Source organism: Cohnella cellulosilytica, from assembly GCF_042431195.1.
GTDB lineage: Bacteria > Bacillota > Bacilli > Paenibacillales > Paenibacillaceae > Cohnella > Cohnella cellulosilytica.
In genome coordinates this window covers 178,025-201,722 of sequence record NZ_JBHMDN010000020.1, presented here as the reverse complement: position 1 = coordinate 201,722, position 23,698 = coordinate 178,025, and the positions used below count along the sequence as shown (strand labels likewise).

15 protein-coding genes are annotated in these 23,698 nt (G+C 59.2%); 5 read left to right on the top strand and 10 right to left on the bottom strand.

From position 1 onward, the window contains the following. Positions 1-72: 72 nt before the first annotated feature. The 5 genes from ACFFT4_RS16010 to ACFFT4_RS15990 all read right to left on the bottom strand — a co-directional run bounded on the left by ACFFT4_RS16010 (position 73) and on the right by ACFFT4_RS15990 (position 7,424). A complete protein-coding gene (locus tag ACFFT4_RS16010) occupies positions 73-1,158 on the bottom strand; it encodes a substrate-binding domain-containing protein (RefSeq protein ID WP_378049264.1) in 1,086 nt (361 codons plus the stop codon). A 360-nt stretch (positions 1,159-1,518) separates the two neighbouring features. Further along, positions 1,519-3,915 carry a helix-turn-helix domain-containing protein gene (locus tag ACFFT4_RS16005; protein ID WP_378049262.1) on the bottom strand — a complete coding sequence of 799 codons (2,397 nt, stop codon included), beginning with the start codon at positions 3,913-3,915 and terminating at the stop codon, positions 1,519-1,521. Positions 3,916-3,950: 35 nt separating this feature from the next. Then, positions 3,951-5,528: an extracellular solute-binding protein gene (locus tag ACFFT4_RS16000; RefSeq protein ID WP_378049260.1), complete on the bottom strand. Its 1,578-nt coding sequence runs from the start codon at positions 5,526-5,528 to the stop codon at positions 3,951-3,953. A gap of 67 nt (positions 5,529-5,595) precedes the next feature. Beyond that, positions 5,596-6,489 carry a carbohydrate ABC transporter permease gene (locus tag ACFFT4_RS15995; protein WP_378049258.1) on the bottom strand — a complete coding sequence of 298 codons (894 nt, stop codon included), beginning with the start codon at positions 6,487-6,489 and terminating at the stop codon, positions 5,596-5,598. An 11-nt stretch (positions 6,490-6,500) separates the two neighbouring features. After that, a complete protein-coding gene (locus ACFFT4_RS15990) occupies positions 6,501-7,424 on the bottom strand; it encodes an ABC transporter permease (RefSeq protein WP_378049256.1) in 924 nt (307 codons plus the stop codon). 254 nt (positions 7,425-7,678) lie between these two features. Between ACFFT4_RS15990 and ACFFT4_RS15985 the strand changes: the two genes are divergently transcribed. After that, positions 7,679-9,592: a carbohydrate-binding protein gene (locus ACFFT4_RS15985; protein WP_378049254.1), complete on the top strand. Its 1,914-nt coding sequence runs from the start codon at positions 7,679-7,681 to the stop codon at positions 9,590-9,592. Between the two features lie 272 nt (positions 9,593-9,864). Here ACFFT4_RS15985 and ACFFT4_RS15980 read toward each other — a convergent pair whose 3' ends face one another. Further along, the gene (locus ACFFT4_RS15980) at positions 9,865-10,929 is read right to left on the bottom strand and encodes a GntR family transcriptional regulator (RefSeq protein ID WP_378049252.1); all 1,065 of its coding nucleotides are present in this window, start codon (positions 10,927-10,929) and stop codon (positions 9,865-9,867) included. A 146-nt stretch (positions 10,930-11,075) separates the two neighbouring features. On the opposite strand from ACFFT4_RS15980, the gene ACFFT4_RS15975 reads away from it, so the two are divergent. Next, a complete protein-coding gene (locus tag ACFFT4_RS15975) occupies positions 11,076-13,112 on the top strand; it encodes an RICIN domain-containing protein (RefSeq protein ID WP_378049250.1) in 2,037 nt (678 codons plus the stop codon). A 62-nt stretch (positions 13,113-13,174) separates the two neighbouring features. Here the strand turns inward: ACFFT4_RS15975 and ACFFT4_RS15970 are convergent, their stop codons facing one another. The 4 genes from ACFFT4_RS15970 to ACFFT4_RS15955 form a co-directional block, all read right to left on the bottom strand. Beyond that, the gene (locus ACFFT4_RS15970) at positions 13,175-15,208 is read right to left on the bottom strand and encodes a DUF5107 domain-containing protein (RefSeq protein ID WP_378049248.1); all 2,034 of its coding nucleotides are present in this window, start codon (positions 15,206-15,208) and stop codon (positions 13,175-13,177) included. A 30-nt stretch (positions 15,209-15,238) separates the two neighbouring features. Further along, on the bottom strand, positions 15,239-16,069 hold the full coding sequence (locus ACFFT4_RS15965) for a carbohydrate ABC transporter permease (RefSeq protein ID WP_378049246.1): 831 nt from the start codon (positions 16,067-16,069) through the stop codon (positions 15,239-15,241). A 16-nt stretch (positions 16,070-16,085) separates the two neighbouring features. Then, positions 16,086-16,994, bottom strand: coding sequence for a carbohydrate ABC transporter permease (locus ACFFT4_RS15960; RefSeq protein WP_378049244.1), 909 nt, complete (start codon positions 16,992-16,994; stop codon positions 16,086-16,088). 154 nt (positions 16,995-17,148) lie between these two features. Then, a complete protein-coding gene (locus ACFFT4_RS15955) occupies positions 17,149-18,570 on the bottom strand; it encodes an ABC transporter substrate-binding protein (protein ID WP_378049242.1) in 1,422 nt (473 codons plus the stop codon). 240 nt (positions 18,571-18,810) lie between these two features. Between ACFFT4_RS15955 and ACFFT4_RS15950 the strand changes: the two genes are divergently transcribed. The 3 genes from ACFFT4_RS15950 to ACFFT4_RS15940 are packed head-to-tail and all read left to right on the top strand — an operon-like array spanning position 18,811 to position 23,697. Next, a complete protein-coding gene (locus ACFFT4_RS15950; protein WP_378049240.1) occupies positions 18,811-20,688 on the top strand; it encodes a sensor histidine kinase in 1,878 nt (625 codons plus the stop codon). Beyond that, a complete protein-coding gene (locus ACFFT4_RS15945) occupies positions 20,663-22,111 on the top strand; it encodes a response regulator transcription factor (RefSeq protein ID WP_378049238.1) in 1,449 nt (482 codons plus the stop codon). The genes ACFFT4_RS15950 and ACFFT4_RS15945 overlap by 26 nt, the downstream gene beginning before the upstream one ends. Beyond that, positions 22,108-23,697, top strand: a complete 1,590-nt coding sequence (locus ACFFT4_RS15940) for an extracellular solute-binding protein (RefSeq protein WP_378049236.1) — start codon at positions 22,108-22,110, stop codon at positions 23,695-23,697. The genes ACFFT4_RS15945 and ACFFT4_RS15940 overlap by 4 nt, the downstream gene beginning before the upstream one ends. The last annotated feature ends 1 nt before the right edge of the window (position 23,698 follow it).

Sequence of the window (23,698 nt, the reverse complement as noted above, 5' to 3'; positions counted from 1 at the left end):
TTTTTGAAAGCGCTTTACAAATCCATTTTATTATATATTAATATAATTTTATATCATGTATTTAGTATAAAATTATACATTTTCTGCCTCGATAAACGTGACGGGGACGACCAATCTGCGCGTATCGTACCGGCCGTTGATCTGTTCGACGAGCAGTTCTACCGTTAATCTGCACATCTCCTCCTCGTTCTGACGAATGTAGGACACTCCGGGCAGGTCGGGAGGATCGAACGTCACCAGCTCCAGCTTGTCGGGAACGGATCTTCGAACCGCCTGCGCCGCTTTCCAGACATATTGGCACAGCTCCGTGTTCGCGGTAATCGCGGCGGTCACCTCGGGACGTTCGGCCAGAAAAGCGGCGATCTCCTGCTCGGCCCGGCCCGAGGCGATCGTCTCCAGCGGCAGCAGGCACCACAGGTTTTTGTCGATCGACGCCTTCCGTTCCAGAAACACCTGCTCGAAGCCGTGCGCCCGCTCGTCCGTTACCGTGTTCGTAATCTCCGGGGAGATGAACGCGATGGAGGTATGCCCTTCGTCCAGCAGCTTCTCGACCGCGGCCCGCGCGCCCCCGACGTTGTCCGAATGGACGCTGCAGGACTTGATTCCTTTCAGGAAGCGGTCGATGAGCACGAACGGGAACCGGTCCAACGACAGCCGCAAAATCGAGTCGTTGTACGTCTCGTTCTCCACCGGAAAAATAATCATGCCGTCGACGCCCTGCTTCAGGAACGAAGCGATGACGTTCGCCTCCTCCCGCTGCGACTCGCGGGTAATCCGCAGCAGCACCTCGTAGCCGGCGGCCGTCGCATACTTCTCGATGCAGTCGAGGAACCTCTGGTCGACCTTCGTCTTCATCGTCGGCAGCACGAGCCCGATCCGTCCGCTGCGCAATGACAGCGCTCCCAATTTCGGCTGCGAATCGAGCCCCGCCGCGGTCTCCGACCGGCTCATCACGAACGTTCCCTTGCCCTGGACGCGGATGAGCAGCCCTTCCTCCATCAGGCCGAGCAGCGCGTTCTTGCTCGTAATCTGGCTGACTCTGTACTTCTCGGCCAGTTCCTTCTCGGAAGGCACCCGGTCGCCTTCGCGAAGCCGGCCGATCGCGATCAGCCTCCGGATATCCTGCTGAATCTGCTTATAAAGCGGCAATGATTTCACAAGCTGCCACAACCTTAGATTAAATATTATAGTTAATATATATTATTATATTTAATTTTTGTTTTGTAAATAAAAAAAGAATGTCTCGGCATGAAAAAAAAAGAAGAGGAGGCTGTCTCGTAAGTAAAGGCGTACTAGATGATCGAGGGTAAAGAAGAAGCATCTATCTCCTGGAGACTGCCTCATGCGTTCCTGAAATCACCGATTAACGGGTTTATCATTCCTATTTCAGGATCGTATAGCATCGGAAGGAGATAGATGCGACTTGCATCATTCCATCGATTATCGTTCGGTACGCCTTTGTTTACTTACGAGACAGCCCCCGCCGGCTGCATGGATACGGTTAAACGAACAGAGGCGTCAAGCCCGGGACTCCGGCTCCCTGGCCGACGCGTTTCCTTTTCGGTAATCGTTCGGCGTCATTCCATAGTGCTTCTTGAAGGTGCGGTGGAAATAGGAGGCATTCGTAAAGCCCGTCCGCTCCGCGATCTCGGCAATGGACAGATGCGTCTGTCCCAGCAGGTCCATCGCCTTCTCCAGCCGCACCTTCTGGATGGCGTCCACGATCGTTCTCATCGTGTGCTGCTTGTAAATCCGCCCGACGTAACTGGGGGAAATATTCATTCTCTCCGCCACCAGCTGCAAGGACAAGTCTGGATCGGCATACTGCTCGAGGATCAGGTCGTCGATGAGCTTGATCAGCTCCTCCTGGCGGTTCTTGCGCCTTCCCTCCATCTGCTCCCTGACCTCGAGGAGCATTTCGTCGATCCAGCGATCCACCTGCTCGCGCGTTTCGATGCGCTCGACCGCGGGCCAGGCGGCTTCCGGATTGGAATCGAACGATATGCCGTGGTTTTTCTCCAGCGTGCGCAGCACCTGACCAAGCGCGGGCTTCAGCCGCCCCAGCAGCGCGTAGGCCGCCTGAACCGGATAGCTGCGCGTATCGTTCATCATTTCCCTGTAAATCTGCCTCGCATCGTCCGTCTTGCCCGCCAGCACGGCTTCGGACAGCCTGCGCTCGCGGTCGACCGGGTATTCGTATTCCCGCGCCGCGGGAACGATCGCGGCCGGAGCGTACAGCACGGAGCCGTATCCCGCGTGGAAACGGTACTTCATTGCTTGGGCGGCCTGCCGGAACAGGGAGGGCAGATGAATGAACTGCCGGTCTACGGCGGTATACGCGACGGACACGCCGATGCCGAGATGCTCGGCGACCGCCTTCTGAATCTGCTTGAACATCGACTGCAAATACGCCTCGTCCAATTGCTCGGCGGATGCCGGCGACATTTCCAGCAGCAGCACGATCGTCTCGTCCCCGAGATCGATCGTCTCCGCTTCGAAGGCCTGCATCGCCAGCTCGGAGGCGATGTTCATCATCGCATATTTGTAGACATGCTCGTCCGTCCCTCTCGTCTCGTTAAATGCGGGATAATCGTCGATCGCAATCAGCGCGAGCCGGTAGCCGTCGTGAATGTCGAAGCTGATTCCCAGCGCCGCCAATCGTTCGCGAAGCGGCTTCGGCTTGACCGATTCCCGGCCCAATACCAGATTGCGCAGGAAGTTCTGCCGGATCGTAAACAGGCTGTTGCGCTTCTCGACCTCGAGCATCCGGACGCGGTTGGCCATCCGGTCGATCGGAACGTACAGCTTGCGGGACAGGAGCCAGGAGAACAGCAGGCCGAACACCAGAATCGCCAGCGTAATCAGTAGAGTCGTACGGCGCATCTCCTCGACCTTCCGCGTAACCTCCGCGTAAGGACTGATGCGAACGTAACGCCAATTCAGATCGTCCGGCTCGGTGAAGGACACGAGCAACTCGCGGCCTCCGTATGCACCGACGAAATAATCGGCCTCCGGCTGCCGCAAAATTCTCTCCGCCAGCTTGGCGGCCTCCTCCTCCCGAAGCCCGGACAGGAAGTCCTCCTGAAATTGCAGAACCCCGTTGTTATCGATGATGAAGGACTGTCCGACTTTCATTTCGCCGGTTCCGTCGATGTTCTGGTTGATCCACATCGCGTCGATGTTGACGATGATCGCGGAATTCACCTTGTTGTCCGGGGAACCGATCGCGTCATAAAACAAATAAGTATATATGGCCTTCCGCTTCGTCCTGTTCCCGTCCGTCCAGACGTAACGCGGAATCGGAATAAGCGGCTTATATTCGGTGTATTTGTCCAGCAGCTGCAAAATATCCCCGTCGACCAGTTCCTCCTTGGAGAACAGGCCGTTCTGGCCGGCTCCGGCCGCCACGTAGACGTTCGCGGACTTGGGGTTATAGACGTAAATGGAATCCAAATACGGCATCGAAGAAATATAGTTGTTCAGCTCTTGCATCGCGGCCACCGTATCGTAGACGCTCGGGTCCGTGTAATACAGCAGCTGGGTGATCGTCGTATTGCGGTACATCTGGAAAGTCAGCGACTGGGCGGTCGAGGTCATGGACATCGCCTCCCGGCTCGTTAATCGAAGGCTGTCCAAGTCGGAGCGATAAACCTGGTTCAAGGCGATGCGGTTAAAATAAAAAAACAGAATAGCCGAAGAAACCGCCAGCGTAATGACCGCGACCAGCACGATGCCGAGCAGAAGCTTCAAATATAGGTTGTGACTGCGGATGATCGAGAATAGACGCAGATAACTCTCTCCTTTCGGAAGCTGCCCGGATCGGGAACGGCGTTCGGCTTTCCGGCGCCGGCACAAGCCGGAAGAGAGCCTTCCGGTTTCCCGGAACGGCTCCCGATCGGCCGCGCGTCTGCGCAAGCGGCCTGCCCGACTATCCCAGCGCGCTTTGCGGCTTACTGGATTCCTTGCTCGGCGACATAGTTCAGCCATTGCTCCGTGTAGGCTTGCTGAATTTTCTCCAGCCCGGCCTTGTTGGCCTTCTCCATCGCCGTCTTCAGTCCTTCTTCGATATCGGCGATCAAGCCGGCGTACAGCGGATAGAAGTATTGCTTCTCCACCTGCTCGAGGGCGGCGCGCTCGGCCTGATACGACGAGTAATCCTCGGCGAAGCCCGTGTACAGGTCCGGCTTGGCGATCTTGTCCAGCTCGTCGAAAATCTTCTTCACGCCATCGTAGCTCGGCTCGAACAGCATGTATTCCGGATTGCGCCATGCCCACCCCTGCATGCCTTCGCGCGGGAAGCCGGTGGACGTGCTGTCGCCGATCATCTTGTAATACCCGTCCTCCACCGTATAGTGCGTGCCTTCGATTCCGTATTGGGTCAACAGGTTGTAGCGCTTATCCGTCACCAATTTCTCATAGAAAGCGAGCGCCCGCTCCGGGTTCGTGCTGTTCTTCGGAATCGCGAAGCCGTTATGGATCGGATGAACCGGAGTCGCGAATCCCCGCACCTCCGCATGGGAGGTATATCCGAGCTCCCAATCGGGATGCGTCGACTTCATTTTGCTTAACGTCTCGTTGTAGCGGGTCGGATTGTCGGCCAGCATGGCGGCGGCTTTGCCCGTAATGATCGAATCCTGCGGCGTGTCTTTGACGTTAAGGACGTTTTTGACAATGTAGCCTTTCTCCGCCCAGCTTCTGATCAGCTTCAAATCCTCGAGCTGCTCGTCGGAGCCCCAGTAGGAATACACGTCGGACGGGGCATGGTATTTGATCCCGATTCCGTAAGGCACCGGGTTGCCGATCGAGTCGTCCCGCAAGTCGCGCAGCGGGTTGACGAGGTTGTCCGTAATCCCTACGTTGTTCGCGAGCGGCTGCAGATCCGGTTCGTATTGCGCAATTCCTGCCATGTAAGCCTCGAAGCTTGCCAGATCCTTCGGCACGGGCAGGTTGTGCTTGGCGCGCAAATCCTCGCGATAGACGAAGCCGTTGTTCACATATTCCTTATAGGTCGCAGGAACGGTATAAATCTTGCCTTTGACCTTGACGGCCTCCCACATGTCTTGCGGAACGAAAGCCTGCAGCTTCGGAGCCGCCTTCGGCAGCAGCTCGTCCAGCTCGAGGAAAGCGCCGCTGCTCGCATAGGCTTGATACTGCGTCCAGTCCGCCGTAAAAATCAGATCGATCTGCTGGCCTGTAGAGAGCAGCAGCTTGTACTTCTGATCCCAGTCGGTCCACGTCGTGAAGTTGAAGTTAACGGTGGCGTTCAATTCTTCCTTGGCCATTTTGTTGATTTCGCCCTGGATGACGTCGAGATCCTTCGGAGCGTCTCCCAGCATATAGAACTCCAGGGTGACCGGCTTGGAAATATCGAGGCCCGTTTCCGGACTTGTCGAGGAGGCTGTCGTGCCGCCTGCCGAGGGGGATGCCGTCGAACCGGAAGCGCCGTTTCCGCCGTTATTGCCGCAAGCCGCAAGAGCCAGCGTGCCTAATGCCAACATTCCGATCATAAGCCTCTTTCCGTAAAACATGTAAATCCTCCCTTTGGTTTTAGTATATATGTTAGCCGCCGTCGGGGCGAGACGCCCGAGCGCGGTTCTAACCTTTGACAGCCCCGATCGTAAGTCCCTTGACAAAATAGCGCTGCACGAAAGGATACAGCAGCAGGATCGGTCCTGTGGCGACAATCGCCATGGCCATCTTCGTCGACTCGGTCGGGATGCTGGCTCCCAGCGATACGCCGGTGCCTGCGCCCATCTGCGTAATGAAGGAGATCGTATTGATCACGTTATACAGGTAGTACTGAAGCTGGTACATGCTCTGCTTGTTGATGAAGAGCGAGGACAGGAACCAGTCGTTCCAGTAAGCCAGCGCCAGGAACAGTCCGACCGTCGCGATGCCCGGCAGGGAAAGGTGCAGCACGATGCGATAATAGATCGTAAAGTCGTTGGCGCCGTCCACCTTCGCGGATTCGGACACCTCCTCCGGCACGGCGGAGCGGATGAAGTTCTTCATGAGAATGATCAGGAACGGCGTCATCAGCCCCGGAAAAATCAGCACGGCGTAGGTATCCGTCAAGCGCAAATATTTGGTCAGCAGAATGTACCAGGGGACAAGTCCGCCTCCGAACAGGGTCGTGAAATAAATCAGAAACGAGAAGAAATTGCGGTATTTGAAATCCTTGCGCTGCAGCACATAACCGGCCATCGTCAAGAAGAACAGGCCCAACAGGGTGCCGACGACCGTCGTCAGCGTGGTCACGCCGTAAGCTCTCAGCACCTGGTCGGGGACGCGAAAGACGAGCTCGTAGGCTTCGAAGGAAAACTCTCGCGGGAAAGGATAATACCCGTCCTTGATCAACGCCTCGTTGCGGGTCAACGAGGCGGACAGAATCAGAAGAAACGGAAACAAACAAGCCAGCGAGGTCAGCAAAATGACCGTATAGGAGATGAACCGGAACAGTCCGGCGTACTTGTCCTCTTTGATTTTCATGCTAGTTCCTCCTAGAACAGGGCGTACTCTTCGTTTGTTTTGCGAATGATCGTATTGACCGTCATGACCAGAATGAACCCGAACAAGGATTGATAGAGTCCGGCCGCGGAAGCCATTCCGATATCGAACGTCACCTTTAACGAGCGGTACACGTACGTGTCCAAAATGTCGGTCGTGTTATAGAGCAGGCCGTTGTTGCCCACCAGTTGGTAAAACAGATCGAACTGCCCCTTCATGATGCTGCCTAGCGAGAAGAGCAGCAGAATGATAAACGTCGTTTTCAGCATCGGAAGCGTAATGTACCGTATCCTCTGGAATATGTTCGCTCCGTCGATCTTCGCCGCTTCGTAATACTCCTCGCTGATGCCGGTAATGGTCGCCAGGTAAATGACCATGCTGTAGCCGACGTTTTTCCATAAGTAGAACAAAATAATGAGCGGAATCCACGCCCAGGGGAGGTTATAGATATCGACCGGCTCGACGGACCAGCTCTTCAGCAGCGTGTTCAGAAATCCGCTCTCGTAGTTGAACACGTTGTAGACGATGGCGCTCAAAATAACGAAGGAAACGAAGTAAGGCAGAAACAGAATCGATTGCGTCAGCTTCTTGAACCATCGCAGCTTCAGCTCGCTTGCCAGAATCGCCAGGAAGATCGCCCCGACGTTGCCGAGCAGGATAAACGCCGCGTTGTAGCCCAGCGTATTCATCGTAAGCCGCAGCAGAATGCCCGACTTCCATAGAAACTCGAAGTTCTCGAAGCCGACGAAAGCGCTGTTGAACAAGCTCCTGGAAAAGTCGAACCGCGTGAACGCGTAATAGATTCCGACCATCGGCAAATAGTTGTTGATTAGAAAATAAAGCACTGCCGGAAGCAGCATAAGGAACATGATCCGGTTCGTGACGAGCTCTTTGAGGAAAGGACTTCTTTTCACCATGCGACAATTCTCCTTTGATTCGCTGTTCTCGACTCGATTCTACGGTCGGAAGCGCGTCGCCGGCTATCGTATTAATTCGCAAAAAGTGAACGATTTCGCGATTTTCGGCTGAACAATCGCGAAGCGCATGAATCTTTTCATCGACTTGCGCCGAGCGGCTTTTCGAGACGGTCTCCATCGATATAATGGAGTTGATCATGATCGCCGCTTGCTGTAAGCGCTTTATCCATTTCAATCGGGAAAGGTGATTCGTTATGAGAAAAGGGATTCGACACGGAATCGGTCTGGGGGTCGCGTTGGCTCTGTCTTTGCTGCTGGCCGCGACGGCCGGAGCTTATTCCCATCCGGGAAGCTCCGTCACGGCCAATGAATTGACGACGATTCAATCGAAGGTAAATGCCGAGCTGTCGCCATGGAAGGAAGCCTACGAGGCGATGCTGGAGGACGCAGACGACGGCTTGTCCGTCGCCAGTCATGCGATTGCGATATGGAACATTCCCGGGTATTACGCGGACTCGGCGGGACACGACGCGGCCAAGCTGAGGATGGAGATCGACGCCTCGGCCGCCTATGCGACCGCTCTGGCTTACCGGTTTACCGGAAATCACGTCTACGCCGACAAAGCCAAGGAGCTGATCAACGGCTGGGCGTATACGAATACTTCGGTCACGGGGACGGACGGAGCGCTGGTATCCGCCTATTTGGGCGTGGGCTTGATCCATGCCGCCGACCTGATCAAGGATTACGCCGGCTGGAGCGCGACGGACCAGACGCAATTTACGAACTGGATCGCATCCGTATGGCTGCCGAAATGGGACGGGATCAACGGACGCAACAACTGGTGGGACTGGAGCCTGTACGCGCAGCTCTCTTATTACCACTTCACCGATAATGCGACCGCCTTCGCGGCGGAGGTTGCCAATCTGAAAGACCATATCGATACGTCGATCGACGCGAACGGCTTTCTGCCGGAGGAAGCGACGCGGGGCTCCAACTCGTTGTGGTATCACTATTTCGCGCTGTCGCCGATGACGGCGGCGGCCGAGGTCGTCCGCAACGCCACGGGAGAAGATTTGTTCAACTGGGTTTCGCCGAGCGGCAAGAGCATCAAGCTGGCGCTGGATACGCTGTTCTATTACGTCAACGGACACGTGAGCCAGTGGCCTTACGGAAGCAACCAAGGCTACCCGGGCTCGCTGAATTCGCATCAGTACCCGTTAAACCTGTACGAGGCGATGGCGGAGATTTATCAGGACATGGATTACGAAATCTATGTCACCCAATATCGTCCCGTAGGGGCGGTTCTGAACGGCAGCTCCGGCCGCGTCCATCATTTTTCCTGGGTGTATCCCACACTGCTGCGCACGTCCATCCCCGTCATTCCCGGGCCGGGATACGCGAAGGTCGAGGCGGAGGATTACTCCGGCTCCTATAAAGTCAGCATAGCGGCCACGGTGGACGAGGGCGGGGGCAGCATGGTCAGATCGACGGACCATAACGATTACGTCTACTATACGAATCTCAATTTGGGCGAAGGAACGAACGAATTCCAGCTCAGATACGCGACTCCGAACACGGACGGCACGGTGGAATTCCGCGTGGACGGGCCCGACGGCCCGCTTCTGGGCTCGCTTCTCCTGCCGTCGACGGGAAGCTGGACAACCTATCAAACCGTCAGCATTCCCGTTACCGGAGCGGCCGGCATCAAAAATGTATACATGGTGTTCAAGAAGGCGTCCTCCGGCAGCGTGGCGGATATCAACTGGTTCAGCTACACGACGCATACGACGATCGAAGCCGAGAATTTCTCCGTTCAGCATGGCTTGACCGTAAGCGCCACTTCGGATACGGGCGGGGGCGGCAAGCTCGGCAAATCCGACAACGGCGATTACGCCGGCTACTCTAACGTGAACTTCGGCCCGAACGGAGTATCCGCGATCGAGGTCCGCTATGCGACGACGAATACGAACGCCACGCTGGAGCTTCGTTCCGGAGGTCCGACGGGCACGCTGCTCGGCTCGCTGCTGCTTCCCTCGACAGGGAGCTGGGATACTTACGGCACGATCAGTATCCCCGTTACCGGGGCCGTCGGCGTGCAGGACTTGTATCTCGTATTCAAGAGGCCCGCAAGCGGAAGCGTCGCGGACGTGAACTGGCTGCGCTACTGAGATCGGCCTTGCGCAATCGGGCGGATGTGAAAAAAGAGTCGTCTGCTAAATAAATAAAGGCGTACCGAACGATAATCGATGAAATAGTGTAAGTCGCATCTATCTCCTTCCGATGCTATACGATCCTGAAATTTTGAACTTCTAAACCCGTAAATGGGTCATTTCAGGAACGTATGAGGCAGTCTCCAGGAGATAGATGCTTCTTCTTTTCTCATCGATTATCTTGTACGCCTTTCTTTACGGGACGACTCTGTGATCTGCAGCGGGCTCCTCTACTCCGGCGAAGGGTGGTACTGCACGGGGACGACGACATGCCTTGGCTCGAAGCTTCCGCTTAGCTGCTCCTTCAGCAGCTCGACGGCGATGCGGCCGATCTCGTCCTCTAGCTGGCCGACAAAAGGCACGCCCTTAAGATCGGGATCGTCGAACGCCGCCAGCTTCGGCCGGGTGTCCTCATCGCCCCACACCGACCGGATCGCCTTCTCGGCGTACCGGGCAAGCTCGGCGTTGGCGGCGAACACCGCCGTCGCCTCCTTCCGCTCGCCCAGAAACCGCGCGATCTCCTCCAGCGCCCGTCCCTCCGCAATCGTCTGCAAGGACAGCAGGCACCAGAGCGTTTTGTCGATCGGCAGCCCGCGCTCCATATAGGCCGCCTCGCAGCCCTTCGCCCGCTCCTCCGTCACCGTGTTCGCGATTTCCGTCGACAGATAGACGATGCGGCTTCGGCCCTCGTCCAACAGCGCGGCGATCGCTTCCCGGGCGCCGCCGACATTGTCCGAGCTTACGCTGTACGTGCGAATCTCCTTCAAAAACCGGTCGACAAGCACCAGCGGCACGCGGTCCAAGGACAGTCTAAGGATGGCGTCGTTATAGTTTTCCTGCTCGACCGGGAACACGATAAAGCCCTGCACGCCCCGCTCGCGGAACCGCTGAATCGCCCTGGACTCCTGCTCCTGGGACTCCCTCGTGATGCGGATCAGCAGCTCGTACTGCGCGGCCGAGGCGTGTTTCTCCAACGAGTCGAGCAGCCTCTGATCGACCTTCGTCTTCATCGTTGGCAGCACAAGCGCGATCGTCGCGCCCGGACCGGCCGGATGGACGGCGGCCGCGTCGCTTCTCTCCTCCGGCAGCCGGACGAACGTGCCCTTGCCCCGGTGCCGCACCAGCAGTCCCTCTTCCACCAGCCCGTTCAAAGCGTTTTTCGACGTAATTTGACTGACGCCGTACCGCAGCGTCAGCTCTTTTTCCGAAGGGACGATGTCTCCCGGTCTTAGCTCTCCCAACCGAATTTGCTGCCGAATGTCGTCCTGAATGCGTTTATACAAAGGTTGGCTCATTGTGCTCCTCGTTCCGATTGCGGGAATTGGAATTTTTATCCGTAAAATTATCCGCTATTTAGTATATCTTATTTTATACCATTTGCGATACAATCCACTCAGGAAAGCGCTTTCCAATATTATGTATCGCAGGAGGTAGATGATGAATGTGGAAAAAAGCCGTACGCCTGCCCTTGGCCGCGCTGATCGCGCTGGCTTGCTTCGCGCTGCTGCTGCCCCCGCCCCAGGCTTATGCTTCGAGCGTAGGCTTGGCTTGGGCGAACCAGACCGTCACCGTATTCTCCCCTTCTTCCGGAGGCGTGTGGTATCCCCGGATGGTCAAGCTCAGTCCCAACGAGTGGCTCCTCTCCTTCGACACGAACGCGGGCGGCGGCAACACCCGCATCGCGGTCTCGCGCACGAACGACGGCGGACAGACGTGGAGCGCGCCGGTCACCGCCGTCAGCAGCGCAAGCGGCAACGTCGGCAACGGGCAGATGCTCGTGCTTCCCGGAGGCGAAATCTGGCTCGCCTACCGTCTTGTCATTCAGAGCGGTTCCACCTACGACACCTCGCTTAACGTCCGGAGAAGCGCCGACGGCGGACGCACGTGGAGCGACCTGCCGGGCGGGCTGATCGTCTCGGCGACCGCAGGCTCGTTCAAAGGCGTATGGGAGCCCCATCTGGAAAACATCAACGGCACGATCGCCGTGCTGTACGCGGACGACAGCCCGGCGGCCGCCGGCTCGACGGGGCTGCAGAATCTGTATATGAAAACGTGGAACGGCAGCGGCTGGGGATCGCGCCTTACGGTCAGCGACGGCGTCGCCGCCGGGTCGCGCGACGGCATGCCGGTCATTACCCGCATGAACGACGGCCGTTATATGACGGTATTCGAAGCATCCGACGTTCCCGGGCATCCATTCGTGATCAAGTTCAAAATCTCCAACGACGGCCTGAACTGGTCCGGCGCGCGCCAGACGCTGTACGTTCCGAACGGCACGGGCAAAAAGGCGGGAGCCCCGTTCGTCGCCAAGCTGGCCGACGGCCGGCTGATCGCGGCGTTCCAGACGGACGAAAGCAGCGCGAACACCGGAGATCCCTATACGTCGATGCATACGCTGATCAGCGCGAACAACGGGGCGACCTGGGAGCATAAAACGAACGTTTTTCCCGTCTCGAACACAACCTCCGCCAACTGGAATGCGCTGATGACGATCGATTCCACGCGGGTCGCGGCCGTCACGAGCGCGGATTATCCGGCCAGCGGCGTGTACTTGAAGTTCGGCTATACGATGACGCCGGCGCAGACGAATCTGGTCAATAACCCGAGCTTCGAGACGGCCAATATTGCCGGCTGGACGACCTACGGCGACGACTTCCCCCAGCGCATTCTTCTGCACGGGGCGAACGACGGCGTCGGCCTGCCCGCCGCTCACGGCTCCTACTTTATCGGACTGGCGGGCACAAGCGGACCGGCCAGCGCCTATATCGGCCAAACGGTCACCGGGCTGGACGACGGCCTGTACACGATGAGCGCCCGAATGCGCAGCAGCGGCGGGCAAAACAGCTGCGTCATGGAAGTGAAGGATTACGGCGGCTCGATAAGGCAAGCGGCCTGTCCGGTCACGACGGCCTGGACGCAGGTGACGATCGGAAACATTCAAGTGAGCGGCGGAAAGGCGACGATCGGCTTCTACGCGTCCAACAGCGCCTCCTCCCAGTGGGCGGACGTCGATCAGGTGGAATTCTACCGCAATCAAATGGGCATTACGTCGGGCAAAACGTACCGGCTGATGAATCCGAACAGCGAAAAAGCGCTGGAGGTCGACGCGTGGGGCACAGCGGACGGGGCCAATGTGACGATCTGGGACGATCACGGAGGGGCGAACCAGCAGTGGACGCTGCTGGATTCCGGCGGCGGCTACTACCGGCTGATCAACGTGAACAGCGGCAAAGCGCTCGAGGTGGACGCCTGGGGCACCGCGGACGGCTCCAACGTCATTATCTGGACCTCCCACGGAGGCGATAATCAGCTCTGGCTGCCGATCGATACGGGCGGCGGGAGCTACAAGCTGATCAACAAGCACAGCGGCAAAGCGCTCGACGTCGCCGGCAGCGGCACGGCCAACGGCACCAACGTGCAGATCTGGACCGACCTGAACAACGCCGCGCAAAAATGGAAGCTGATTCAGTTGAACTAGTCCGCAACGAAAGCGGGCCGCGTTCGGCGGAGGTCTCCCTCCGTCCGTTCGCGGCCCGCTTGTTATTCTCCGATCATGCGGAAATCGATCGGTCCCGGGGGCGGGAATTGCGCCCGGGCCTCGGCCAGAAGCTCCTCCGACAGCGCCGTTCCCCGCTCCTGCGCCAGCTTCATCGCCTGGTATTTGTACCACAGGTCGATGATCAGCGTCTCGCCTTCGCGGATGACGGCAAACTCTGTCTCGAACAGCCGGCGCATATACTCGTCCTTGCCCAGCTCGAGCGCCGCCGCCCCGACGACGATGCGAACCCGATCGCCTTCGGCCAGCTCGGCCGGCAGCGACTCGTACAGCCGCCACGCCCGTTCGAATTCCCCGCGCCGCACGAGCAATTGCAAATACTCCTCGGCGAACGCGCGGTCCGGAAAGCCGTTCGCCACGAGATAGGCTCGCTCGTAGCAGGACGCCGCCCGCTCTTCGTCGCCTTGGCGCAGGGCCAGACGAGCCAGATTCCGATACGCCCATGCCGAAGGCCGAAGACGAAGCGATGTCTCCCACGCCTCGCCCGCCTCCTCCTCCTTGCCGCTCTCCAGCAGCATCACGCCGTAATGCAAATAGGCGTTCCAGCTCCGGCCGCGGCTATCCCCGCCGCTCAGGCTCGCCTCCAGCAACTCGCGCCATTCGTCCTGCACCATCCACGACGCCGGCACGTCCCCGGCGGCCGTCTCCGGCAGCCTCCCCTCCCGCAGCAGCGCCAGCCATGCATGCTGCGGCTCGCCCAGCGTACTGTCCGGGAAGGCGAGCCCCTTCGGTACGGAGCGGCCCTTCCGCCCGGCCCGGAGCAGCCGCTCCAGCGCACCCCAGCCCGATGCGGCATGCAGCGGTTCCCCCGCCTCCATTTTCGCAAGCTCCCGCAGCCGCTCATGAATCGCAAGCACCCGCTCCTCGCCCAGCAGCGCGTCCACCGTTCTCTCCACGGCCGCCCGCGCTTCGTTCCAGTCCGCCGCTTGAGCCGCCTCCGGATCTATCCGATCCATGCCGATCAACTGCGTGAAATCCCACGCCGAGCCGCCGGGCATCCGCAGCCCGTGCAATTGCGTCGGTGCGAGACCGCCCTGCACTTCGACGTAGCCTCCCTCTCCCGGCTTGGCCAGAAAATCGCGCCAGCGCCGGCCTCCCGCGTGCCGGCCCCAGCAGAACATTTTGCGGTAGCGCAGCCGCGCCGTGGAACGCTCGTAGAACAGGCGGCCGTCCTCGTAGGCGACCGCTTCCCACGGAGAACGGCATTCCTCCGGCGTCAGGAAGAAATATTCGCTGGAAAACGGAAATTCCAGCGGATAGGAAGCGTCCCCGCCCGGCAGCGAGGGCAGGCTCGGCAGCTCGCCGACGCCGTGGCCGCTCAGCTCCGGAGAAATATAGATCGCCTTGCCCGTCGCCGCAAACACCCGGCAGCGCTCCGTCTCCTCCACCGCGATGTTCGTCCACCAGTACATCGGCACGGGCCGCTTGTTGTCATTGACGATGCGAACGTAGATTTGCAGCTCCTTCGCGCCCGGGGGCAGATGGCAGTCGATCTGCCAGAACACGCTGCGGCAGCGCTCGTATTCGTACATCCGCACAAACTCATGGCCGTCGCTATCCCGCATTCTAGCCGCATGGACGGGAGAGCACGTTCCGAACGTATGGCCGACCTGGCCGATATTCCATTCGGCGCCCCCCGAGAACCAGGCGTTCAGAATCGCCAGGTTGGCCGGCTGGAACACCGGATTGCGGTACAGAATATCCCGGCCCGTCCGACGGTCCTTCAGCGCGTACAGCCGACCGCCGTAGTCCGGCAGAAAGACGGCCTGAAGCCGCTCATTTTCCAGCACGATTGTTTTCAACACCAGCGGAGCGCGCTTCCGCGTATAACGGTCCTGCATCCGATACGGCAAATAGCGCTCCCCGGTATCGTCGCCGAACCCTTCCCGCAGCTCGGGTGTAAAGCTGCCGTCCTCCGTCACTTCGCGATGCGGATAACGGCTCGCGAACATCGGCAGCGGATTCTCTCCCTCCAGCCTCGCTCCCTCAAGCTCGATAACAGACGTATAAACCTTCATCCCAGCGCCTCTCCTTTGGCGGCAGTCGAATCAGCCCTTGACCGAGCCGATCGTAATGCCCGCGATGATACGTTTGGATACGAACAGATAGACGACAAAGCTCGGCAGGAACACGACCATGCAAGCCGCGAAAATGCCGCCGTAATTCCCCGTGTTGGAATAGCCGTAGACGATCGATTGAAGCGCGAGCGCAAGCGTCCGCGTGCCTTCGTCGTTGGCGAAAATCAGCGCGTAGAAATATTCGTTCCAGACGCCGAGGAAGTTGAAGATCGTCAGCGTGATCAGGCCCGGCTGCGCGACGGGCAGAATGACCCGCACGAACGCCTTGATCGGGCCGCAGCCGTCTATCGCCGCCGACTCCTCGAACTCCTTCGGAATCGACGAGAAAAAGCCGGTCAGAAAAAATACGCCAAACGGAATGTTCGTGCAGATGTAGATGAGAACGAGCGTCGCGATGGAGCCGGTCAGCTTCATTCCGACGAACAGGGAAAACAACGGAATCGAGATCAGAATGCCCGGAATCGACATTGCGGACACGAACATAAGATGGATAAGACCGGAGCCTCTGAACCTGACCCGTCCCAAAATATAGGCGGCGGGAGCGGCGATCAGCACGATGCCCGCGCACGAAGCGACGGTGTAGATGATACTGTTCAAGAAATAGCGGCCCATCTGCTGCTGCGCGAACAGATCGGTATAATTGGACAATTGAATGCCGCCGCCAAGCAGCGAGTTGGTGAAAATGTCTCTCGTCGTGCTGAACGAAGCCAGAATCACCCAGCCGAACAAGACGACGGAGAACGCCAGCCATGCCGCCAGCGGCACGTAGGCCGGCAGCAGCCGCAGCCCGTTTTTGCGCAATGGAATCGCCTCCCGCTTAATATTCCAGCCGGTCTTTGGGGAACAATCGGCCGATCAGGACGGCAGCGGCAATCGTCGCGACCGTAATGAGGATGCCGACGCCCGCGCCCGCTCCGACGTTAAACGAATCCTCCAAATAAACGCTGCCGCCTTTGCCGAACACCTTCTGGTACATGTAATAGCCCGGGGTCACCGTGTGCGGATCGTCCAGCCCGAACGTCGCCGACCAGACGAAGAAGTTAAACGCCGTAATCGTCCACAGCACAAGCGTCGTCCGGAACACGTCGCGCAGCAGCGGCATCGTAATCCGCATAAACTTCGTCCAGACGCTCGCGCCGTCCAGCGTCGCCGCCTCGTAATAATCGGCCGGAATTCTGCCGATGCCCGCGTTCAGAATGAGCATGAAATAGCCGATCGAGCCGAAGCTGAACGCGATGATCATCGAATAATAGATATGCTCGTTGTCGGTCCACTGGATGTCCGCCAAGCCCGTCAGCCCCAGCTTCCCGAACAGCGTTGCCAGCAGGCCGTAACTGGAATTGAAGACGTACTGCAGCCAGACGACGGACAGGACGACGGCCGACACCGTGTTCGGCAGGAAAACGAGCGATCTCCAGAACGCCTTCCCGCGCACGTCCGACGTCAGAATTACCGCGAACAGGAAAGCGAACGCGAAAACAAGCGCGCCCCCGATCGCCCATATGCCCAACACATTTTTCACCGAATCGAGAAAATAAGGACTGCGGGACAGCGTCGCGTAGTTGTCCCAGCCGATAAACGTCCACTCCGCGACCTTGCTGGACAGCGAAGGAATATCGTAGAAGCTCATCGCGAACGTCCGCAGCGTCGGATACAGGAATATGGCAAGATAGATCGCGACGGCCGGCCCCAAAAACAAAGCGACGACCGGTTTCTTCAGTTTCATGAGACACCTCCCGTTCGTAACTCATGCAGCGGAAGCCGAGGCTCGCGTATGCCCCTTGCGCGCTCGGCCCCCTCGCGCCGACATATCGCTATTGCGGGAGACCGGGCGGAGCGGCTAATCCGCCCGCCGCGTCCGGCCTCCTCGCCGAATCGAATCAGCCGCCGTAGAACTTCTTGGCCGCCGCGCTCATCTTGTCGACGTAGGCGTCCGGACTCAGCTTGCCCGTCGCCAGCTCCATGAACACGGGGAGCACCGTGCCCGTCGAGAAGTCGCCGCCGTTATCGATGCCGTTGCCCCACGGCATATTCGTCTTGGCGTTGCCGAACGCGGTCGCGGCTTCCGCCAGCGGAGCCGGCCACCCGGTATCGAGCGTAGCCGGAATGGCCAGCGCCTGATCGGACATCGCCTGCTGCGCCTTCTTGCCGACCAAATATTTGACGAGTTCGAACGCGGCCGGAATGTTGCTGCCGTTCTTGTTCATCAGCAAGCCCTGCGCGCCGAAGCTCAGCCCCTCCAGTCCGCCCTGGCCGTTGCCGCCCGGCACGGTCGGGAACTGGAACGAGCCCCAGCGGAAGTCCGGTCCGGCCGTGGCGGCGACCTCGTTCGGCAGCCACGTTCCGTTCAAGTACATGCCGGCTTTGCCGAGAGCCAGATCCTGCTGTCCGGCGGGATACTTGTTGCCCGCGATTTTTTTGGAGAAATAGCCCTTCTCCAGCAGCAGCTGCATATCGGAAGCGAATTGCTTAACGATCGGGTCCTTCCACATCTCGCCGGTTTTGTCCTTCACCAGGCTGTCGGTCCAGTCGCTGCCCATCGCGCTGCCGAAGTAGCCGCCGATGAACAGGTCGCGATACGCGTCGTCGAACGTGATCGGTTCGATGCCCGCCTGCTTAAGCGCCTCGCACGCCGCCAGAAACTCCTCCCAGCTCGTCGGAACCGCCGTAATGCCGGCTTTCTCGAACAGCGCCTTGTTGTAGAAAAACAACACGGCGTAAGGCTGCTGCGGAATGGCGTAATAGCCCTCTTCCAGCCCGGCTTCCGTCGACAGCGTCTTGACCCACTCGATCAGGGACGGGATCAGCGAATCCTTGACCGACTTGCCGTCGCCGCCGACCGCGGGCTGCTGCAGCAGCTCGTCGAGCTTCAGCACGTGATCCTTCAGATTGGCCAGCGCCGCGCCCGGGTCCTGCTCGAAAATATCGATCTGCTGTCCGCTCTCCAGCGCCGGCTTGATCAGCTTGTTGATGTCCCGGCCGTTGAACTTCAGCTCGACCTCGACGGCGGGATGGTCCGCCTTGAACTGCGCAACCGTCTCTTCGATGACCTTGGCCTGCGGCTCGGTATTGCTCCACATCGACCAGAACACGACTTTGCCCGCCAGCTCCGAAGCGGAGGCGCTCTCCTCGGCGGGAGCGGATTCCTCGGCCGAGGCCGGCGGCGAGGCGGACGGAGACGCGCCGGGCGATTCGCCGGACGACGCCGAAGGCGCCGCCGACTTGCCGCAGCCCGCCAGCAGCACGATTGCCAGGCATAGCGATAGCAATGAGAAGATGCCGGTTTTTCCGATTTTGTTCACGTTCGATTCCCCCTATGAATTGGTTTGACCGCGCTTACAATGCGATTATAGGGCGAAACGGCCGGCCGAAGTATGGCCCCGGCTTAGATTAAAATGGACGGCGATTAGCTATTGCTCCCGGCAAAGTATGTCTTCTCGTTAGATAAACATGGACTCCAGTTAGAAGTGATTCGCGCTTCGTCTCGACAGGAAAGGGATCGTGATATAATCGGGATACCTGGAGCGGAAAGCGGTGACCTCGTGGGCGTATTGAAAAAGCTGAAAATCAAAACGCAAATTATGATAGCGGTTGCATGCGTGCTGGCCGTCATGCTCCTGATCATCTACTCGCTGTACGAGCAGACGTCGCGAATCGTCATCCGCAACAACAGCCAGTATACCGAGGAGCTCGTCCGCAAGTTCAAGCTCGGCATGTCCCAGAAGGTTGACGAGGTCGGACAGATCATGCTGAATCTCGGCTTCGACCCGTTCCTGCAGCAATATTTGACGCAGGTCAATCCCGGCCTGCTGTACGAGATGAGCAAGGAGCTGGACCGCAAAATCATTTCCTTAAAGGCGGGGCGCCAAGGCATCGAGGACATCGTGCTGATCGGCGCGCGCGGCACGAAATACAGCCTTAACGGAGGGATCGAATACGTGCGGGGGCTCGAGTCGGAAATTGTGGACAGCGACGGCGTCTATGTCAGCGGTCTGCAGAAATTCAGCTACAGCGGCACGCTGCAGAACGTCATGGTATTCGCCCAAAACGTCTATTCCGACGGCACGGACGGATCGGCGGACAAGCGGATCGGCTATATCGCGGTTATCGCCAATGTGGAGACGATGTTTTTCGCCAGCGATACGCCGCAGTCCGAGCTCGGGGCCGGCTTTTACCTCATCGACCGCAACGGCCGGACGTTCCCCGGGACGCACGCCTCCGATATCGCCCGCAACGTCGACGCGCTTGCCCGGATGTCCGGTGAGCAGCCCGCGGTCAAGGATTCCATCGGAGGCATCAAGGGATCGGTGCAGCTCCATCCGCTCCCCGCGATCCGCTCGTCCCTGCTCAGCTTCATTCCGGAGGAGGCGCTGCTGGCCGAGCTGAACAAGGTGCGCACACAGAGCGTCTTTATCGTCCTGTTCGCGCTCATTCTGATGGCGCTGCCCTTCGCGATGATTATCAACAATATCGTCCACCCGATTCAGGTGCTGGTCAAGTTCATTAACAGCATGAAATCCGGGGGCGCAATCCGCGAGACGAAAAACGACCTGACGCTGGAGGGCAATCTGGAGATGAAGGTCGTAGCCGAGAAACTGAACGGGATGCTGAACGAGCTGAACAGCCTCGCCCGCAAGCTCGTCGAGACGACGACCCATCTGCTGGAGGCCGAGATCGAGAAGGAGAAAGCCGCGTCCGCTTATTTGCGGAGCCAGATCAACCCCCACTTCCTGTACAACACGCTGGAATCGATCAAGGGCGTGGCGCTGGAGCTCGGAGCGGACCGCGTCGTCGAGATGACGAAGGCGCTCGGCAAGCTGTTCCACTACAGCATCAAGGGGCCGGGCTGGGTGACGCTCGACCGGGAGCTGGCCGCCGTTCAATCGTACGTTTTCCTGCAGTCGATCCGGTTCGAGGACCGTTTCGAGGTGAGCTACGAGCTTGACGAGGAAGCTTTGAAGGCGCCGGTCATGAAAATGATTCTGCAGCCGCTCGTCGAGAACGCCATCTTCCACGGCCTGGAGCCGAAGACGACGCCCGGCAGGCTGCTGATCTCCGCGCGCGTAATGGACGATGTCCTCGTCCTCGCCGTCGTCGACGACGGCGTTGGCGTGGAGGCGGAGAAGCTGGCGGGCATCCGGCGGCAGTTGGCGGAGCGGACGCCGCCGCTTGGCCGGGGCGGGCAGGAGCCGGACGCTCCGCCGGAAGGGCTGGAGCGCGGCGGTCGGGAGCCGGCCGCCCCGATCGAAGGGCTCGGCGTCCTGAACGTCCACAACCGGCTCAGATTGGCTTACGGCGAGGACGGCGGCCTGGTCTTCGACAGCGAGGCCGGGCGGGGGACCCGGATCGTCCTGCACATTCCTTTGCATGCTGCGCAAACGGGAGGAGATATCGATGTACAAAGCGCTTCTCGTCGATGACGAAAATCTGGTGCTCAGAAGCCTCGAGGCCGGAATCGATTGGGGCAAGGCGGGCTTCCGCGTCGCGGGCAAGGCGAATAACGGAGCCAAGGCGCTCCAGCTTGTCCGGGAGCTGAAGCCCCATATCGTGTTCACGGACATTCGCATGCCGGGCTTGTCCGGACTGGAGCTGATCAAGCAGATCAAGGAGACGGACGCCGACATCCAGATCGTCGTCATCAGCGGCTACGCCGAGTTCGCTTACGTGCAGAAGTCGCTGAGCTACGGCGTGCTGGGCTACTGCCTGAAGCCGTTCGACGACCACGAGATCGACGCCCTGCTCAAGACGGCGGCCAAGGCGATCGAGGACGTTCAGTTAAAGCGCGAGAACGAGCTGCTGGAGCTGATCGAGGAACCGGCCGGGGAGGACGGCGAAGCCGCGTTTGACCGGATTTTGCGGGCAAACGGCCTCGACGAGGATCTGCTTTACGTGCTCGTCTCGCTCGGCAAAGGCCGGCTGAGCTTTCGGGAGGGCGTTAGCGCCGCCGCGATTCACCTGGGCGGCTCGCGGACGGGCTATTTCGTGCAGTGCGCCGGAGCGGAGCTGCTGCGCGGCCTGATTCGCGAACCGATTCCTGCGGATATTCTCGGCATTGGCGCCGCGCGCACGGGACGGAAGCTGTGCAGCGCCGTTAAGGCGCTGGACGCGGCGACCGTGAACGCCTGGAATTTCTTCGTGCACGGACGGGACGCCGTGCATGTCCGCGAAGAGCCGGCCGGCGAGACGGCAGCCGACCGCTTGGTGCGGCAGCTCGAACGGAGCGCCGCGAAGAAGGATACCGCCGCGATGCGGGAGCTTCTCGGCGAGATGGCGCTGCCCGGGAACAAACGCGGCCTCACCATCGTACACGCGCTTATCGTCTACAACCTCGTCTACTTTCACGCCTCCTCCGATCTGTCGGCCGCGCCCGAGGAGGATTACATTTTCAGCAGGGATCAGCTTTACCACTTGTACCGCAGCTTCGATGCGATGATCGACAGCCTGCGGGAGGAGCTGCGCGGTCCGGACCGCGGCCCGTTCGCCCGGGCGGAGCGGAAGACGGCGCATGCCAACCTGAAGGAAATCGTTAAGCACATTAACGAAAACTATCGCAGCGACCTCTCCATCCAGAGCATCGCGAGAAGTTTCTACATGAATCCCAACTACTTGAGCCAACTGTTCAAGCGGGAGCTGAACGTGACGTTTACCGAATATTTGACTCAAGCGCGCTTGCGGCAGGCTCGCTTGCTGCTGGAGACAACCGGCCTCTCGGTCGGGGAGATCGCGGAGAACGTCGGGTTTCGGGATTACTTCTATTTCATCCGGATTTTCAAGAAATACGAGAAAATAACGCCCCGGCAGTACCGCCTGCAAGCCGGGTCTCCACGGGAGGAGAAAGCATGAACCGTTCGCGCCGCGCCGCCGCTTGGCCGCTCGCCCTCCTGCTTCTGGCCGCCTCTCTCGCCGGATGCTCCGGCTCGTCTTCGGACGGCCGGCCTCCCTCCGCGCAGTCCGAGCCGATGGAAATTTCCGTCGCCTTCTGGGATCTCGCCGAGAATATGCTGCAGGACGATCCGGCGCTCAGGCTGCTCGAGCAGAAGCTTAACCTCACGATCAAGCCGATTCCGATCAAAATCGAAAACTACATGCAGCAAATCCAGATGTGGGCTTCCAACGGCCAGCTGCCCGATATTTTCTCCGTCGATGCGGTGAACACCCAATATTACCGAAGCTGGCGAGACCGCGGCGTTATTAAGCCGATTCCGGACGATTTGTCCGCTTACCCCCATCTGCAGGCTTATTTGAGCTTGCCCGGAACCGACGGCTTGAAGGACGACGGCAGGCTGTATTTTATTCCGCGCCAGACGTACGACAGCACCGACTACAACGTGCTGGACCGTCTTGTCGTTTACCGGTGGGACCTGGCCCAGGAGGCCGGCATCGCCAAGGAGCCCGCGACGTGGAATGAGTTCCGGGCCATGCTTAAGGCCATCGTCGACCGCGATCCGGAGAACAAGCATATTCGGGGTTTGACCGCGAACGGCAATCTGCTGCTCGGAGGGCTGTTCTGGCTGTACGGCTCGCCCGCCGCCACCAGCGACGGCAGCGGCAGCGACTTCAAGTGGATCAAGGAGGACGGCCGTTATATCCCTGCCGTATTCTCCAAGCATTCCATCGCATCCCTGCGGCTGCTGCGGGACTTCTACGCCTCCGGCTTGATCGATCCCGACCTGCCGGTCACCCGCGGCGAGATGGCCAGAGACAAATTCGCCGAAGGCAAGGTGGCGGCGCTTATCCTGGCGGGAGGCGCGCAAAAACTCGACGTGAGCCTCTACAGGGAAGGCTGGCTCAAGCATCATCCCGAAGATTCGGCCTTCTACGATAAAATCAAGCTGCTCAAGCCGCTCCCGTCCATCGACGGAAATCGGTACCACGCCTTGTTTAAGACGTTCTGGTCGGAAAGCTACATTTCCGCGAAGGTGGACGACCGGAAGATGGCCCGCATTCTGGAGCTGTTCGATTACTTGAATACGGACGAATTCAAGGAGATGCGCCGCTTCGGCCTGGAGAACGCGGACTACGTCAAGGAGGACGGCCGCATCACCCCGCTCGGCACGGGCGCCAGCGTCGTGACCAAATACAAGGCGTTCTCCACGTTCGCCAATCTGCTCGACTGGGATGGCATGTACGCGCTGAATCCGGATTATGCCGGCATCTCCCAGGGAGCCAAGGAAGCGCAGCGGGAACTGGTCGACTATTCGATGCGGACGACCCGCAAGCAGGAGTACGAGCCGAAGCTGACGCAGCTCTCCACTCCGACCAAAGACGGCTTCACGATCTTCGACAGCGACGATATGATCCGCGTCATGATCAGCGACTTGCCTGTCGAAGCTGCCTGGCAGACGATTATCGACGGCTATAAAGAAAAAGGCCTCGATCGGATGATCGAGGAAGTGAATGCGCGGGCCGGCGAGCTCGGCCTCGAATAGT

Bases quoted from the DNA above. Each gene is read 5' to 3' on its own strand.
- ACFFT4_RS16000 (WP_378049260.1), bottom strand. From the start codon at position 5,528: ATGTTTTACGGAAAGAGGCTTATGATCGGAATGTTGGCATTAGGCACG.
- ACFFT4_RS15940 (WP_378049236.1), top strand. From the start codon at position 22,108: ATGAACCGTTCGCGCCGCGCCGCCGCTTGGCCGCTCGCCCTCCTGCTT.
- ACFFT4_RS15970 (WP_378049248.1), bottom strand. From the start codon at position 15,208: ATGAAGGTTTATACGTCTGTTATCGAGCTTGAGGGAGCGAGGCTGGAG.
- ACFFT4_RS15945 (WP_378049238.1), top strand. From the start codon at position 20,663: ATGTACAAAGCGCTTCTCGTCGATGACGAAAATCTGGTGCTCAGAAGC.
- ACFFT4_RS15985 (WP_378049254.1), top strand. From the start codon at position 7,679: ATGAGAAAAGGGATTCGACACGGAATCGGTCTGGGGGTCGCGTTGGCT.
- ACFFT4_RS15975 (WP_378049250.1), top strand. From the start codon at position 11,076: ATGTGGAAAAAAGCCGTACGCCTGCCCTTGGCCGCGCTGATCGCGCTG.
- ACFFT4_RS15995 (WP_378049258.1), bottom strand. From the start codon at position 6,489: ATGAAAATCAAAGAGGACAAGTACGCCGGACTGTTCCGGTTCATCTCC.
- ACFFT4_RS15990 (WP_378049256.1), bottom strand. From the start codon at position 7,424: ATGGTGAAAAGAAGTCCTTTCCTCAAAGAGCTCGTCACGAACCGGATC.
- ACFFT4_RS15980 (WP_378049252.1), bottom strand. From the start codon at position 10,929: ATGAGCCAACCTTTGTATAAACGCATTCAGGACGACATTCGGCAGCAA.
- ACFFT4_RS15960 (WP_378049244.1), bottom strand. From the start codon at position 16,994: ATGAAACTGAAGAAACCGGTCGTCGCTTTGTTTTTGGGGCCGGCCGTC.